At 35.8% G+C, this 15,303-nt stretch carries 15 protein-coding genes; 14 read left to right on the top strand and 1 reads right to left on the bottom strand.

All coding sequences use genetic code 11. From position 1 onward, the window contains the following. Positions 1-9: 9 nt before the first annotated feature. The 3 genes from MKX39_RS07285 (at position 10) to MKX39_RS07295 (ending at position 3,437) form a co-directional block, all read left to right on the top strand. The gene (locus MKX39_RS07285; protein ID WP_340764422.1) at positions 10-1,428 is read left to right on the top strand and encodes a spore germination protein; all 1,419 of its coding nucleotides are present in this window, start codon (positions 10-12) and stop codon (positions 1,426-1,428) included. A gap of 68 nt (positions 1,429-1,496) precedes the next feature. Further along, entirely contained in the window at positions 1,497-2,813 is a 1,317-nt protein-coding gene (gene lysA / locus MKX39_RS07290) for a diaminopimelate decarboxylase (RefSeq protein ID WP_340768949.1), read from the top strand. A gap of 264 nt (positions 2,814-3,077) precedes the next feature. After that, entirely contained in the window at positions 3,078-3,437 is a 360-nt protein-coding gene (locus MKX39_RS07295; RefSeq protein WP_340764425.1) for a GNAT family N-acetyltransferase, read from the top strand. A 9-nt stretch (positions 3,438-3,446) separates the two neighbouring features. Here the strand turns inward: MKX39_RS07295 and MKX39_RS07300 are convergent, their stop codons facing one another. Further along, on the bottom strand, positions 3,447-3,950 hold the full coding sequence (locus tag MKX39_RS07300; protein ID WP_340768950.1) for a DUF309 domain-containing protein: 504 nt from the start codon (positions 3,948-3,950) through the stop codon (positions 3,447-3,449). 54 nt (positions 3,951-4,004) lie between these two features. Here MKX39_RS07300 and MKX39_RS07305 point away from each other — a divergent pair, with 54 nt between their 5' ends. The 11 genes from MKX39_RS07305 to MKX39_RS07355 all read left to right on the top strand — a co-directional run bounded on the left by MKX39_RS07305 (position 4,005) and on the right by MKX39_RS07355 (position 15,182). Then, positions 4,005-4,784, top strand: a complete 780-nt coding sequence (locus MKX39_RS07305; RefSeq protein WP_093534819.1) for a segregation/condensation protein A — start codon at positions 4,005-4,007, stop codon at positions 4,782-4,784. Then, complete coding sequence (gene scpB, locus MKX39_RS07310) at positions 4,756-5,343, top strand: SMC-Scp complex subunit ScpB (protein WP_445678019.1); 588 nt, start codon at positions 4,756-4,758, stop codon at positions 5,341-5,343. Before MKX39_RS07305 ends, scpB begins: the two co-directional genes overlap by 29 nt. Positions 5,344-5,396: 53 nt before the next feature. After that, complete coding sequence (locus MKX39_RS07315) at positions 5,397-6,356, top strand: D-alanyl-D-alanine carboxypeptidase family protein (protein WP_340768952.1); 960 nt, start codon at positions 5,397-5,399, stop codon at positions 6,354-6,356. Between the two features lie 106 nt (positions 6,357-6,462). Then, entirely contained in the window at positions 6,463-7,197 is a 735-nt protein-coding gene (locus MKX39_RS07320) for a pseudouridine synthase (protein WP_093534815.1), read from the top strand. A 99-nt stretch (positions 7,198-7,296) separates the two neighbouring features. After that, positions 7,297-7,833, top strand: a complete 537-nt coding sequence (gene resA, locus MKX39_RS07325) for a thiol-disulfide oxidoreductase ResA (protein WP_245762618.1) — start codon at positions 7,297-7,299, stop codon at positions 7,831-7,833. Positions 7,834-7,847: 14 nt separating this feature from the next. Then, positions 7,848-9,506: a cytochrome c biogenesis protein ResB gene (gene resB, locus MKX39_RS07330; protein WP_093534811.1), complete on the top strand. Its 1,659-nt coding sequence runs from the start codon at positions 7,848-7,850 to the stop codon at positions 9,504-9,506. A 4-nt stretch (positions 9,507-9,510) separates the two neighbouring features. Further along, positions 9,511-10,695 (top strand): c-type cytochrome biogenesis protein CcsB, encoded by a 1,185-nt coding sequence (gene ccsB, locus MKX39_RS07335; RefSeq protein ID WP_093534809.1) that lies wholly within the window; start codon positions 9,511-9,513, stop codon positions 10,693-10,695. A gap of 171 nt (positions 10,696-10,866) precedes the next feature. Beyond that, the gene (locus tag MKX39_RS07340) at positions 10,867-11,583 is read left to right on the top strand and encodes a response regulator transcription factor (protein WP_093534807.1); all 717 of its coding nucleotides are present in this window, start codon (positions 10,867-10,869) and stop codon (positions 11,581-11,583) included. Continuing rightward, positions 11,576-13,360 (top strand): ATP-binding protein, encoded by a 1,785-nt coding sequence (locus MKX39_RS07345; protein ID WP_340768954.1) that lies wholly within the window; start codon positions 11,576-11,578, stop codon positions 13,358-13,360. Before MKX39_RS07340 ends, MKX39_RS07345 begins: the two co-directional genes overlap by 8 nt. A gap of 45 nt (positions 13,361-13,405) precedes the next feature. Further along, on the top strand, positions 13,406-13,942 hold the full coding sequence (gene sigX, locus MKX39_RS07350) for an RNA polymerase sigma factor SigX (protein WP_093534803.1): 537 nt from the start codon (positions 13,406-13,408) through the stop codon (positions 13,940-13,942). Continuing rightward, the gene (locus MKX39_RS07355; RefSeq protein ID WP_340768956.1) at positions 13,935-15,182 is read left to right on the top strand and encodes a hypothetical protein; all 1,248 of its coding nucleotides are present in this window, start codon (positions 13,935-13,937) and stop codon (positions 15,180-15,182) included. The genes sigX and MKX39_RS07355 overlap by 8 nt, the downstream gene beginning before the upstream one ends. Positions 15,183-15,303 lie beyond the last annotated feature (121 nt).

Below are 15,303 nucleotides of genomic sequence, written 5' to 3' on the forward strand. Positions count from 1 at the left end.
TTTAATAGTATGGATGAAGCCGAATCTTATTTAAAAGAAAAGTTCGGAGTAAATGAGTCTTATGATGTGGGAATTTTACATACCCATTTATATGAATTTCCAGTTCTACTCGTCTATATTAATGGGTTAATTGATGGAATGGTAATTACTCAATTATTGACGAACACTCAAATGAAAATTGCAGATAAAACTATAAGTGAAAATGAAATTATGGAACATTATTTTCCTTATTATTCTATAACGCAATATGACTCCAAGGAAAAATGGATAGTTGCACTGTTAAGTGGACAAGTAACGTTTATATTATCGAATGGAACAGTGTATACAATTGATGTACGTTCTTATCCCGGAAGAACACCTGAAGAACCGGACAATGAAAAGGTTATCAGGGGCTCTAGGGATGGTTTTACAGAAAATATAGTTCAAAATACGGCGCTCATTAGAAGAAGGATTCGAGATACTAATTTGCGCTTTGAGTTACACCAAATTACAGAGTTAGGTCAAACAGATATTGCAATATCTTATATAAAAGATATTGCAAATGAAGATAATCTTACGCAAATTCGTGATCGAATCAAGCAAATCAAGCATGATGGAATTACGATGACAGATAAAGCCTTGGAAGAATGGCTTTTTAAACAAGGGTTCCATCCTTTGCCTTTTGTGCGATTTACAGAAAGGCCAGATATAGCTGCCGCACATTTACTAGAAGGACATATAATAATAGTAGTAGATACATCTCCATCCGTTGTGATAGTCCCTACGACCCTGTTTCACCATCTCCAACATGCGGAAGAGTACAGGCAAGCACCAGCGATTGGGACTGTTGTCAGATGGATTCGATTTTTAGGTTTTCTGCTTAGCTTGTTTCTATTACCATTTTGGTACTTGCTATCGGTTCATCCGGAGTTTGTACCAAAGGCACTAGATTTTATTGGTCCTAAAGAAATGACTGATATACCATTATTATTACAGATATTATTTGCAGATATTGGGATAGAATTTCTAAGACTGGCTGCTATTCATACTCCAACTCCATTATCAACGGCAATGGGTATTATAGCTGCATTAGTCATTGGACAAATGGCTGTGGATGTAGGCATTTTTGTTCCAGAAGTTATATTATATACAGCTATAACAGCGATCTTCACTTTTTCTATTCCCTCATATGAGCTTAGTATTACAACGAAAATATTTAGGACAATTATCCTGCTGAGTACAGCGTTATTTGGACCAAATGGATTTTTTGTCGCTTCTCTAGCACTGCTTTGGTATATAAGTTCTGTAAAACCTTTAAATGTACCTTATTTATGGCCACTTCAGCCCTTTTTTCCAAAAGCATTTTTGCGCTTAATCATACGATATCCTATGCCTAATGATGCTAAAAGACCATTTATCACAAGATCACCTGATCGTAAACGGTCATAATGTGCATTGCCATTTCCTTATCTATTGTGATAAAGTTCTAATAGATATAGGGAAAAGAGGCGAACTAAATGGTGCTAGTTTCACAGCATGCTGTAAACGAAAAAGGTCACTTAATGATTGGTGGAATAGATAGCTTAGAGCTTGCGAAAACATATGGAACACCATTGTTTGTGTACGATTTATCTCTTATTAGAGAACGAGCACATGCATTTATCCAGACATTCCGAGATCAACATATATCGGCACAAGTTGCCTATGCGAGCAAAGCATTTTCTAGTGTTGCAATGTACCAAGTGATGCAGCAAGAAAACTTATCTTTAGATGTAGTATCTGCAGGAGAATTATTTACTGCGATTAAAGCGGGATTTCCAGTGGAACGAATTCATTTTCATGGAAATAATAAAAGCAAAGAAGAATTATTATTAGCGCTTGAGCATAATATTGGTTGTATAGTTGTCGATAATTTTTACGAAATAGAATTATTAAAGATGCTTACTGCAACGCACAAGCAAAAAGTTAAAATTTTACTTAGAGTAACGCCTGGTGTTGAAGCTCATACACATGATTATATTACGACAGGCCAGCAAGATTCTAAGTTTGGCTTTGACTTGTTGAATGGACAAGCGGACCAAGCATTTCTGGATGTGTATCAAGATGAATATATTCAGTTACTTGGTCTACATTGTCATATTGGTTCACAAATATTTGAAACAATAGGCTTTAAAGTGGCAGCAGAGAAGCTCATTACTAAAATGATCGAATGGCATACAGACTATGGCTTCTTATGTAGCGTTTTAAACCTAGGTGGTGGCTTCGGTATAAAATATACGGAAGAGGATTCTCCACTTGAACCTGCCGTATATGTGAATGAAATGATCCAAATCGTAAAAGAACTCGTGCACAATTCTTCCTTTAAAATGCCAGAAATCTGGATAGAACCGGGTAGGTCATTAGTTGGGGATGCAGGGACGACATTATATACAATTGGATCTGAGAAAGAAGTACCAGATGTTCGGAATTATTTAGCGGTTAATGGGGGTATGTCTGATAATATTAGACCTGCTTTATATGGAGCACAATATGATGCAGTTATTGCAAATAAAATGGATCTCCCGGCGACTAAGAACTATACAATTGCAGGAAAATGTTGTGAGTCTGGTGATAAATTAATCGAAGATATTCAGTTGCCTGTATCTGAGCCTGGTGATATACTGGCAATGTTCTGTACAGGTGCCTATGGTTACTCCATGGCAAGTAATTACAATCGGTTAACGAGACCTGCAGTAGTATTTGTAGAAAATGGAAAACATCAATTAGCTGTAAGAAGAGAAACTTTGGAAGATCTTATACATCTTGACCTTCCTCTTGCAATGGAGAAGGAGTGAACAAGATGAAAAAGGCAAACGTTATACTGTTTCTAATGATATTTATCGTAGGAATTGTATGGGGATTAATATATTGGTTATTTATAGCTCCTAATGCTAATTTGTAAAATCGATAAAATTCAGGTACTATAAAACAGATATTTTAACAAACTGGACTTTGTTAAATTTAATGTGAAATAATGCGTTTATAGAATCTATGAATCTGAACGTATAATTTTGCGATAAATTATAACCAAGCCATGAAATTAAAAGAGGGTTTTAATGATGCTACTTCGCTATAAAAAAACATTTGAGAAAATTTCAATGGGACTACTTTCCTTTATGCCCCACGAAAAAGATGTAAAAAAACTATTAGAAACAATTCATGAGTATGAGACAAATCCATTGTGGCATTTGTTTCTTTGGAAGAAAGAGGACGATTTAGTAGGGTTAATAGGGGTGCGGATGGAAGATACTGAAGCAGTTATACAACACATCTCGGTCAATCCTTCCCATCGCGGAGAAGGACTTGGAAAAGAAATGTTGCTAAAACTGCCAACTGTCCTTCAAACAACTTCTATAAAGCCATCAGAGGATGTTGAATCATTTTATACTAAATGCCAAACAAAAAAAGAAGGAGAATGACTTGGAACCTTATAAGTCATCTCTCTTTTTTTTCTCTCTATCCCGTTCCTCCAGTATTTCAGAGCGATCTCGAAGCATATGTTTATGAATAAGAAAATGTAAATCATCGTTCATTTCTATATCGAGGTTATTAACTAACGTTTGTAAAGAAGGATTGGTTACCTCAATGTAGAATGTTTGGAAGTCTTGACTACTAGTCATTAATTCAAGTGCGAGATTCATATTTTCTGTTAACTTTTGGTAGTTGATGTTCTCAAAGAAAGGAGAGTTCTTTGTTTCATCCATTCTTTTTAAACTTGTTTTCATCGTTTTAATCGCTCCACTAAAATTCCCGCGACGCCAGTGATACATAGAAGTTGCTAACAAGATTAAAGCAGTCAATGCGTGTTTTTTATGTCTTGGGGAAACTTCCTTCCAATAGTCTTCCAATAACTCATGACACTCAAAATAATCGAAGGTTTCATTGAAATGTTTTAGAAATGACACAAAACTAGTATGAAATGTAGGGTGCAATGCAATCACCTTTCCTCTATAATAATGTTAAAAATCGATATTAGGTGGAGTTTTATGTCTTATGAAGTAAAAACAGATGCGTTTGAAGGCCCTCTAGATTTATTATTACATTTAATAAATCGTTTGGAAATAGATATATACGATATTAAAATGGCAGAAATCACAGAACAGTATATGGATCATGTTCACGCCATGCGAGTACTAGAACTCAATGAAGCCAGTGAATACTTAGTAATGGCAGCAACCTTACTATCTATTAAAAGTAAAATGTTATTACCAATTCACCAAGACGATGATATGGACGATGCTTTCGATGTGGATTTAGCAGATCCTAGGGATGAACTCGTACAAAGATTAATAGAATATAAGAAGTATAAAGAAGCGGCAGAAAACTTGCATGAGATGGAGGAAACCCGTTCACTCTATTATTCTAGACCACCAACCGATTTAAGTGAATACCAAACTAGTAAACAAATTGAATTACTCGAACTAGACGCAAATGTGTACGATATGCTTGGTGCTTTTCAAAAAATGTTACGTAGGAAACAACTAAACGCACCTCTTAATACGAGAGTAAGTAAGCAAGATATATCCATTAAAGCTCAGATGAAAAATGTCATTGACGTATTAAGAAAAGGTGGAGGGAAACTATCATTTTATGATTTGTTTCCAACTAGAGATAAACAAACGATTGTCACTACTTTTTTGTCCCTACTGGAATTGATGAAACGCCAGATTATTTCAGTGGAGCAAAAAAGTAATTTTGATGATTTGTTTGTACAGTTGCGAAAGGGAGATATCGAAAGTGAATTCCAAGATGAAATTGATGAGTAATTTAGAAAGCCTATTATTTGTAAGTGGTGAGGATGGGCTAACTAAAAAACAATTAGCATTTTTAACAAGTTCCAAAGAAGAGGAAATAGAACAGGTACTCCACGAAATGATGCAAGAATACAAACTGAATAGCAGTAGAGGTATTGAGATAAAGCAATTAGCAGGAACTTATCAGTTAGTAACAAAACAACAAAATATAGAAATTATCCAAAGGCTAGTAGAAAATCCTACACCGCAGTCATTGTCTCAGGCATCTCTTGAGGTGCTAGCTATTATTGCTTATAAGCAACCTATTACAAGAGTGGAAATGGAGGAAATTCGGGGAGTTAAGTCGGAGCGACCAATTCATACTCTTTCTGCTAAAGGTCTTATACAAGAGGTAGGTAGGGCAGATGGGACGGGTCGAGCTATTTTATATGGAACGACCAATGAATTTCTACAGTACTTTGGATTAGAAGATATTAAAGCACTTCCACCGCTTCCAGAAGACTTATCTGTTGATGAAATGGAAGACACAGATTTGTTTATGACAAAATTTCAAGAGACATTTGAAGGGTAGAAATAATTGAATGAGGAGTATGGTTCATTTATAAAAAATTAGGATTATTTTTGTTGCTGTTTCTTTTGTGGAATGTGAATGAGGCAAAGGCTTCATCTTCTTATGTTGTTATTGATGCAAGTACGGGAAGACTATTAGAAGGTAGCAATGCTAACGCAGAGCTTCCTATTGCGAGTCTAACTAAAGTATGGACTGCTTTAACGGTGTTGGATAATGTTCCGCTAGATGATGAGATAACCATCTCCAATGCTGCGGCAACTCAAGAGGGGTCCTCCCTATATCTACAAGCAGGAGAGGTTTGGACGGTGGAATCCTTATTGTATGGATTGCTGTTACATTCAGGAAATGATGCAGCTTATGCGCTTGCTGAGCATACAGGTGGCTCAATAGACGGTTTTACTAAGTTGATGAATGAAAAGATACAGTTGGCTGGGTTAGAAAATGCTCATTTTACTAATCCTTCAGGACTTCATCATGAGGAACACTATGCTTCTGCATTAGATATGGCTAATATGTTTCGCTTGGCAATGCAAAATGAAGCATTTACAAAAATTGCTTCTGCTAAAACTTATAAACCAAAGGAAAAATCTGTCTCATGGAGAAATAAGCACAAATTATTACACTACAATAAATTTGCTATTGCCGGAAAAACAGGTTATACAAAAGTAGCTGGGAGAACACTTGTGACTTATTTTGAAGACGATGGAAAAAAAGTGATTGTTGTAACATTAAACCATTCGAATGATTGGAATACGCACTCTTCTCTTGCGACAAATGTTTTTCAGTCATATGACAATGTGAAAGTTGTAGAAAAAGGAAAGTATCGCTTGTTGGATAAACAGGTTATAGAAGTTAAGAAAGATTATTTCCTTTTACTAAAAAAAGAAGAACAAGAGGAAGCCAAAAATGTGTTAATCATTCCACGTAAATCTTCAGAGAAAAAACCTTATCTTTGGAATGTTACGATAAATAATGAGGTCGCATTAAAATTTGAAGTAAAGAAAATTAAATAAATTCTAAAGAAGACAGTTATTATAAAAGACTGTCTTCTTTTAATTTCCCCCAAAGTATGACATAATTCAGTCATATGAATTGGATAGAATGGACGAGGTGAATGTATTGGAAAGATTACAAAAAGTGCTCGCACATGCAGGTGTGGCATCAAGAAGAAAAGCAGAAGAAATGATTACGCAAGGAAAAGTGAAAGTGAATGGTAAAGTAGTCACGGAGCAAGGGTTAAAAGTGTCTGACAATGATGTAGTGGAAGTAGAAGGGGTAAAATTAGAAAAAGAGCAAAAAGTATACTATCTACTTTATAAACCTCGTGGAGTGATTTCTGCAGTATCAGATGATAAAGGCAGAAAAACAGTGACGGACTTATTACCTAATGTAAAAGAACGTTTGTATCCTGTTGGAAGACTGGACTATGAAACGTCAGGAGTGCTACTTTTAACGAATGATGGCGATTTTTCATATGCGCTTACACATCCAAAATATAAAGTAGATAAAACATATGTAGCTCGTATAAAAGGGATACCTTTGAAGGAACAATTACGTCCATTAGAGCGTGGGATCGTTTTAGAAGACGGGAAAACAGCTCCTGCTAAAGTTAAGTTATTATCCTCTGAGCGTAAAGCGGATAAATCAATTGTAGAGATCACTATACATGAAGGGAAAAACCGTCAAGTACGTAGAATGTTCGATGCAATAGGTTTTCCTGTTCAAAAACTAAAAAGAGAACAATTTGGTTTCTTAGGGCTTCATGGCTTAAATGCTGGCGAGTGGAGAGAATTGACTAATCATGAAGTGAAGAAAATGAGAGTGTTAGCAGAGACGGGAAAAATAGGTAAATAAATTTTGAGTGTTCACAAAGCCTTCATAAGTAAGGCTCTTTTAAATTGTAAATTTTGTTATAATTATTCATGATTATGCTTGGAAATGGAGGTTAGCAAATTGGCTCAATCTAAAAAGCAAAGATTTTATATGAGAACCGCTATATTAGCAGTACTCGTCGTAGCTATAGTTTTTACCGTATACTCCAACCTAAATAAAGAGAAAAATGCTGTATTGCAAGTAGGAGATAAAGCTCCGGACTTTGTTTTAGTAGACATGGATGGTACGGAAAGACGTTTGTCTGATTATAAAGGACAAGGCGTGTTTTTGAATTTCTGGGGTACATGGTGTAAGCCTTGTGCAAAAGAGATGCCGGCGATGGACAACCAATACGCAGAATTTACTGATAAAGGTGTTCAAACACTGGCCATTAATATTGGTGAATCAGATCTTAAGGTAAATAGCTTTTTAAATCGATATGGTTTAACTTTCCCTATAGCAATTGATCGCAATAAAAGTGTAATGGAATCATATAATATTGATCCACTACCAACAACATTTTTGGTCAATCCCGAAGGTAAAATTGAAAAAATTATAAAAGGCGAAATGACTGAAGAAGATATTGCGAATTTTATGGATCAAATTAAACCTTCATGAAGGAGTCTTTAAAAATGGACAAGATAGTTTGTACATGTGGAAACGTGAATCCAGCTGGTACAGAATTATGTGAGAGCTGTGGTCGTCCATTAAATGATGAGACAAAAGAAAAAAAAATTGTAGATATGCGCTATGAAGGATCTGCAAGACGGTCTCAAACGTATAATAAGACGATAATTGATAAAGTATGGAATTTCTTTTCCAGTGTAAAAGTAGGTATGTGGATAATTGTTGCTATTTTAGTTGCAGCCGCGATTGGAACGATACTTCCACAAGTATTTTATGTGCCTGCAACAAATGAAACGGATATTGCAGCATATTATGAGCGAATTTATGGCACATTTGGAACGCTATATTATCAGCTTGGCTTATCGGACTTATATAGCTCTTGGTGGTTCCAGGGATTGGTAGGTATGCTAGGGATTTCCTTAGTTATCGCAAGTTTAGACAGAGTCATACCACTATATAAATCTCTAAAAAAACAAAAGACAAAAAGGCATATCAGTTTCTTAAAACGACAACGTGTTTATGGTATTGGTAAAGCTGATGTTTCAGAAGAGTCTCTACTTAAAGCGGAAGAAAAGCTTAAAGAGCTTAAATACAATGTGAAACGTGAAGGTAATGCTATATTGGCTGAACGTGGACGGTTTTCACGTTGGGGGCCATACGTAAACCATTTAGGACTTATCATATTCCTTTTTGGTGTAATGCTACGCGCACTTCCTGGTTTCTATGTGGATGAAACGATGTGGTTACGTGAAGGAGAAACACTTTATGTACCTGAAACCCATGGATACTTTTTAGAGAGTAAAGAATTTATTTATGAGACATACTCGAAAGAAGAATCCAAAGAAGTTTATGGTGAAGCGATTGATCGAGTGGGTACAATTGCAAAGAACTATCAAACAGATGTAGCTTTGTATAAGGGTCCTGAAGGCGCTGTTGCAGGTCATACAGAGGATTTAACATTTGAAAAAGAAGCTTCTATTCAAGTAAATAAACCAATTAAATTCGATAACTTCTCGGTGTTCCAAATGGACTTCCGATTGGATGAGTTAGCAACGATGACTTTCCAGTTACAGGATAAACAAACACAACAATCTTTTGGAGAATTTACAATCGATCTAGCTGATCCACAACCCATTTATGAACTAAATGATGGTTATAAAGTTGAAGTAATGGACTATTATGCAGACTTTACTGGATTTGAAGAAGGGGTTCCGCAATCTCAATCACCGCTTCCTAATAACCCAGCATTTCTAATCAAAATGTATAGCCCTGAATTTCCTAAAGGGGAAACAAGTTTTGTCATGATTAAAGAGACAGTAGAACCTTTAGGGGAAAACCAACATAAAATTGCATTCCAAAGTGTCGAAACAAGAGACGTATCTGGTTTAACAGTTCGTAAGGATTTAACACTTCCACTTCTTGCACTTGGAGGCCTTATCTTCATGATTGGTGTAGCACAAGGGGCGTACTGGAATCACCGTCGAATTTGGATTCAGTTATTAGAAGATGGACAAACGGTTATTGCCGCGCATACAAACAAAAACTGGTTGAGTGTTAAGAGAGATTTGGACAAGGTTACAGATGTAGCTCATCTTCCAAAATATCTAGATCAACAAGATATAGATTCTTTAGAAGAAAAAGTGGATAAAGTGGAAGGAGTTTAACATAATGGATATGGCATCCTTAAGTAGTACATTATTATTTATAGCTTTTGTAGCATATCTTATTGCTACGTTTTTATTTGGAGGAGCAGTAAAATCTTCAAATACTCAAACTACCAAGTCCTTTGATAGATGGGGGAAATTAGCGATTACCGTTACCATTTTAGGATTTATCGCTAATATTGGTTATTTTATCACTAGATGGATTGCTGCAGGACATGCTCCTGTAAGTAATCTATTTGAATTTACTACTGCATTTGGGATGATGGTTGTAGGAGCATTTATTCTTATATACTTTATATATAAAACACCTGCTCTAGGATTGTTTGCTTTACCAATTGCCGTGTTAATCATTGCTTATGCAAGCATGTTCCCGACAGAAATTACACCATTAATACCAGCTTTGAAAAGTTACTGGCTGACTATTCATGTAATCACTGCCGCAATGGGTGAGGCAATTTTAGCAATAAGTGCAGTAGCAGGATTTATATACTTGTTGAAAAATATTGACCTGACAAAAAAATCCAAAGAACGCTTTTGGATTGAGGCAGTTATGTATGTTTTAGTACTTGTTGTAGGATTTGTTGTTTCCACGCTGTCATTTTCACTTGCGGATTACAGTGCAGAGTACTCGTATATAAGTAAAGATGAAACAGAGCATAATATTGAGTATACAATGCCAGCGCTTTTTGGTATGAATGAGTCAGTAGCGATTACAGAAGGTGCATTAGATCCACTTATTGAAATGCCACCACTAGTAAATGCTAAAAAATTAACTACTGTGGTATGGTCGATTCTAATCGGTTCTGTAATCTATTTATTACTTCGTTTAATATTACGTAAGCGTCTTGCAACTGTATTACAACCACTTACGAAAAAGTCTAATTCTCAATTGATGGATGAAATTGGGTATCGTTCCGTATTAATTGGATTCCCTGTGTTTACACTTGGGGCCTTAATATTTGCTATGATATGGGCACATGAAGCGTGGTCGCGTTTCTGGGGCTGGGATCCAAAAGAAGTATGGGCACTTATCACTTTCTTATTTTATGCAGTGTTCTTACATCTTCGCTTATCAAAAGGTTGGGAAGGTAAGAAGTCTGCCTGGATCGCTTTAATCGGATTCATCATAATTATGTTTAACTTGATTGCAGTAAATCTAATTTTAGCAGGATTACATTCATACGCTTAAAAAAGTGTAAGCTTTTATAAATGCTAACTAGACAGAAACGAAACAGAATGTGTGTACTTGTGGAAAGCTCTTTACTCTTTATATAACAAGGGGGGAAGGGCTTTTCTTTCATTTTGGATACAGTAATTGTACAATGTAAAGTAGATGTTGATAGAAAGGTTTGATAAAACTATGTCTGAAACAATTAAACTTCTAGTAGTTGAGGATGAAGAACGTATTCGTCGTCTTTTGAAAATGTATTTAGAGCGAGAAGGTTACGAAGTAGAAGAAGCTGAGAATGGGGAAGTCGCATTAAAGTTAGCCTTAGAATATGATTATAATTGTATCCTTTTAGATATAATGATGCCTGAAAAAGATGGTATAGAAGTGATGACAGAACTACGTGTTCATAAAGAAACTCCTATTATATTATTGACAGCTAAAGGGGAAGAAGCTAATCGCGTAGAAGGTTTTGAACTAGGAGCAGACGATTATATAGTGAAACCGTTCAGCCCTAGAGAAGTGGTGTTACGAGTAAAAGCTTTGTTAAAACGTTCTACTGCATTTGCACCTTCACAAGGATCGTCTATTTCTAAAGAAATAGTAGTTTTTCCACACCTTACAATAGATCATGATGCTCATAGAGTAACTGCAGATGGTGTAGAGGTAGGTTTAACTCCTAAGGAATATGAATTACTTTACTTCTTAGCAAAAGCACCAGACAAAGTATTTGATCGCGAGCAATTATTAAAAGAAGTTTGGCATTATGATTTCTTCGGTGATTTAAGAACAGTTGACACTCATGTAAAACGGTTGCGTGAAAAGTTAAACAGAGTTTCCGAAAAGTCTGCTAAAATGATTGTAACTGTATGGGGTGTTGGGTATAAATTTGAGGTTATAAATGAATAGACTTTGGAATAGTGTTGTCGGGAAGCTATGGGGAACCATATTGCTTCTCGTCTTATTTGTGTTATTTATTGTAACCGTTTTATTACTTGAATTTTTAGGAGATTTCCATACAGAACAAGCAGAGGACACCCTTCGCAAAGAAGCAGTGACCATAGGGAAAATAGTTGAGCAACATGAAAATGTAGAAGATTCGTTTGAAATAATCCGAGATATATTAGGTACAGAAACGAATACATTAATTGTACGTAATTCTGAGTCCATTTTTTTGTCTATCCATGAGGGCCTCAACAAAGAGGTAGTACAGGAAAAGATATTGGATGATAAGGACTTATCTAAAATATATACATCTAATGAACCAATCGTCAAAAAAATGCTAATGCCCGCTATAAATAGTGAGGATCGGATGGAAGATTATATCATTTTAGCCGCACCTTTAGAATCCAATAAAAATATCCATGGTGCTGTTTTTATCTATCAAAGTTTAGAGGTTGTCAGTAAAACGACAAATAGTACTACGAAAATTGTTTTCTTATCTGGATTTATCGCCTTACTTTTAACTACGATGTTCACATTCTTTTTAACTTCACGAATTACATTACCACTAAGATCTATGAGAGAAGCAGCAATCCAGTTGGCGCAAGGTAATTTTGAAACAAAAGTTCCGTATCTTCAAAAAGATGAAATAGGGGAACTAGGAATCGCCTTTAACCAGATGGGTAAACAATTGAAGCATCATGTAGAAGTGATTAACCAAGAAAAGGAACAATTAGCAAGTATATTAACGTCTATGACGGATGCTGTTATTACTTTTGATACGAAATTTGAAGTTCAAGTTAAAAACCCTCAGGCAGATCTTCTATTGGATAAGTGGTATAAAAGTTTGGAAGCAACAGAAGATTCTAAACTTCCTGCTGAGCTCCAGCACTTATTGGAATATGTGTTTGAAGTAAAAGAAGAGTTTGACGAAGAATTAGAGATTAAAGGATCCTATTTTGCAGCATCTATAAGCCTTTTATATTCAAGTGGAAATGTCGTTCGAGGAGCAGTAATCGTGCTTCGTGATATGACGGAACAACATCGTTTAGATAAAATGAGATCAGATTTTATCGCGAACGTTTCACATGAGTTAAGAACTCCTATTTCGATGCTTCATGGGTATTCAGAAGCAATAATCGATAATGTAGTGACCACGGAAGAAGACAAAAATGAAATGATGCGTATTATATATGATGAATCTAAGCGAATGGGAAGATTAGTAACCGAATTGTTAGATTTGGCACGCTTAGAGTCAGGATATCTTAGTATATATAAAGAGAACGTTCTAGTCGTTCCGACAATTGAAAGAATTACGCAAAAATTTGACCAGGCTGCTAAAGAAAAAGATATTGGCTTGTACTTTGAACATAACCTGACAGAAAACTTATCCATGCATCTAGATGAGGATCGTATGGAGCAAGTACTAACCAATTTAATCGATAATGCACTTAGACATACTCCAGAAAATGGTTCTGTTACCGTGCAATTGAGTATGACAGACACAGAGTTCGTTATAAAGGTTATCGACACAGGGTATGGGATTCCGAAAGAAGATCTTCCATATGTATTTGAACGTTTTTATAAAGCAGATAAAGCCAGAACAAGGGGAAAAAGTGGCACAGGCTTAGGATTGGCTATTGCTAAAAACATAGTAGAACGACATGATGGTGTGTTATCAGCGGAAAGCGAAATAGGGATAGGAACATCCTTTATCATTAAATTGCCAATAGAAACCGTGTAACAAATACTTACTTGAAACGACTAATTGATAGAACGGGGGGAGCATATGAATGACTCCGTTTTCCACCGCTTGTATGATACCTATCATCAAGACGTTTTTCAGTTTCTCATATATTTGGTGAAAAATAGACAAACTGCGGAAGACTTGGTCCAAGAAGTATATGTACGAGTACTCAGAGCTTATAGTAGCTTCGAGGGGAAAAGTTCAGAAAAAACATGGCTATTCTCAATAGCCAAAAACATAGCAATTGACCATTTTAGAAAACAAGCTGTCCGGAAAAAGAGATTATTTGACTCATTTGACTGGGAAACGATGCAACTTGCATCTTCAGATATGCTACCGGAAGATTTAGTGCAGCTCAATGATGAGATGAGAACATTATTAGTTGCGTTGGATGATTGTACGGGAGATCAGAAAATGGTTATTATAATGCGGTATTTCCAGGAGCTTTCGATTGCAGAAACATCGGAAATCTTAAATTGGTCCGAAGGGAAAGTGAAGACAACGCAACATCGTGCAATAAAAGCACTTCGTGAGCGATTATCTGATAAGCAAAAGGAGGCAGATGTTCATCATGAGTGAGAAAAAAGCAGAAGACCGTGAATTAGATGAACTATTAAAAAAGATGCCCAAGTTTACAGATAAGCGCTCAAAAGAAGAAATTTACCAGCAGCTTAAGTCAAAAATAGAAACGCAAGAGAAATTTGAGCAACGTAAACGAATACAGGTGTCTATGAACAAATGGCTACCATTTATCATTTCTGTAGCATCTGTATTATTATTAACCGTACTCGTCTCTTCCTATATAAATAACAATGAGAGCTCCACAGCTGATACTGTCGAAGAATCGACCACAGCAGACGATCAAATGAGAACTCTAGAAGTACCAGAGGAATCCTCTATGGATGCTAAAGAAGAAGAATCTGTTGGTATGACAACTATGTCTGAAAAGTTAGCTCCTAATGTAGAATTAGCCCCATTTGATAGGACTTTTACTTCTGTTTATGAGCAGGATTTAGGTGATGGAACGGTATTTCATTTTTCTCTATTGGAAAATGCGCTCACTGTACCAATCACGATTGTCATTCCTCAAGAGAAAATAGAAGCGGATTTTCCAAATATGGAACCTAGTAGCTTAGAATTATATAATCAGTATGCTTTGGAGATTGACGAAACTTCTCTTGGTTTCCAAGAATATCATCCTTACAAAGGCTACTTTATAGCAGAAGGTAAAATATTAAAACATTACTTACCAGCAGATCATGGCTACGATTCTGCACCTGGAACAGCTGTACCATACATCTCTTCAATCAATGAGGTCTTTACCGATTTTGATTCGTTCTTAAGAGTAAATGAAGATGGATCCCCAATCGAATGGGATCAAGTAGGGACTATAGATGAACCTTTGGTGTTAACTGGCACAGAGCAGAAGGTAAATTATTTTGCATATAAGGCTTTTAATCAAGTGACCTATTTAACGCCAAACTTCAATAAAACTTTCAATACACTATTAGAAGCATTGCAGGGGATGAAAAATCCTGAAAATGAAATTTATACTTCTGTTATTCCGAATGATGTAACTTATTCAGTTAAGGAAGATAAGGGACTTGTTGTACATTTTGATGAGCCTTTAGATTTGGAATCACTAAATGCAAGTGAGGCATCCCGTTTGATAGAAGCTTTCTCGCTTACAGCTGCAAGCTTCAATCAAACTATCCGATTAGAGAATATCGTACAAGAAAAATGGAATGAAATAGATTTTTCTAGTCCACTTCCAGTTCCAGTGGGGCCAAATGGTTTTACTATGCAAACAATTCAATAATAAAAAAATGCCAATGCTTATTAACTTAAGCTTGGCATTTTTGTTTTAAGATATATGTGATAGCCCATACATTTGTGAAAATAGCCCATAAGGCTTCGAATACCGCCCATAAGCAATCCGA

Source organism: Psychrobacillus sp. FSL K6-1464, from assembly GCF_038003145.1.
Lineage (GTDB): Bacteria > Bacillota > Bacilli > Bacillales_A > Planococcaceae > Psychrobacillus > Psychrobacillus psychrotolerans.

Coding starts and splice junctions, on each gene's coding strand:
- MKX39_RS07285 (WP_340764422.1), top strand. CDS start 10: ATGGATGAAGCCGAATCTTATTTAAAAGAAAAGTTCGGAGTAAATGAG.
- lysA (WP_340768949.1), top strand. CDS start 1,497: ATGGTGCTAGTTTCACAGCATGCTGTAAACGAAAAAGGTCACTTAATG.
- MKX39_RS07295 (WP_340764425.1), top strand. CDS start 3,078: ATGCTACTTCGCTATAAAAAAACATTTGAGAAAATTTCAATGGGACTA.
- MKX39_RS07305 (WP_093534819.1), top strand. CDS start 4,005: ATGTCTTATGAAGTAAAAACAGATGCGTTTGAAGGCCCTCTAGATTTA.
- resB (WP_093534811.1), top strand. CDS start 7,848: ATGGACAAGATAGTTTGTACATGTGGAAACGTGAATCCAGCTGGTACA.
- ccsB (WP_093534809.1), top strand. CDS start 9,511: ATGGATATGGCATCCTTAAGTAGTACATTATTATTTATAGCTTTTGTA.
- MKX39_RS07340 (WP_093534807.1), top strand. CDS start 10,867: ATGTCTGAAACAATTAAACTTCTAGTAGTTGAGGATGAAGAACGTATT.
- MKX39_RS07345 (WP_340768954.1), top strand. CDS start 11,576: ATGAATAGACTTTGGAATAGTGTTGTCGGGAAGCTATGGGGAACCATA.
- sigX (WP_093534803.1), top strand. CDS start 13,406: ATGAATGACTCCGTTTTCCACCGCTTGTATGATACCTATCATCAAGAC.
- MKX39_RS07355 (WP_340768956.1), top strand. CDS start 13,935: ATGAGTGAGAAAAAAGCAGAAGACCGTGAATTAGATGAACTATTAAAA.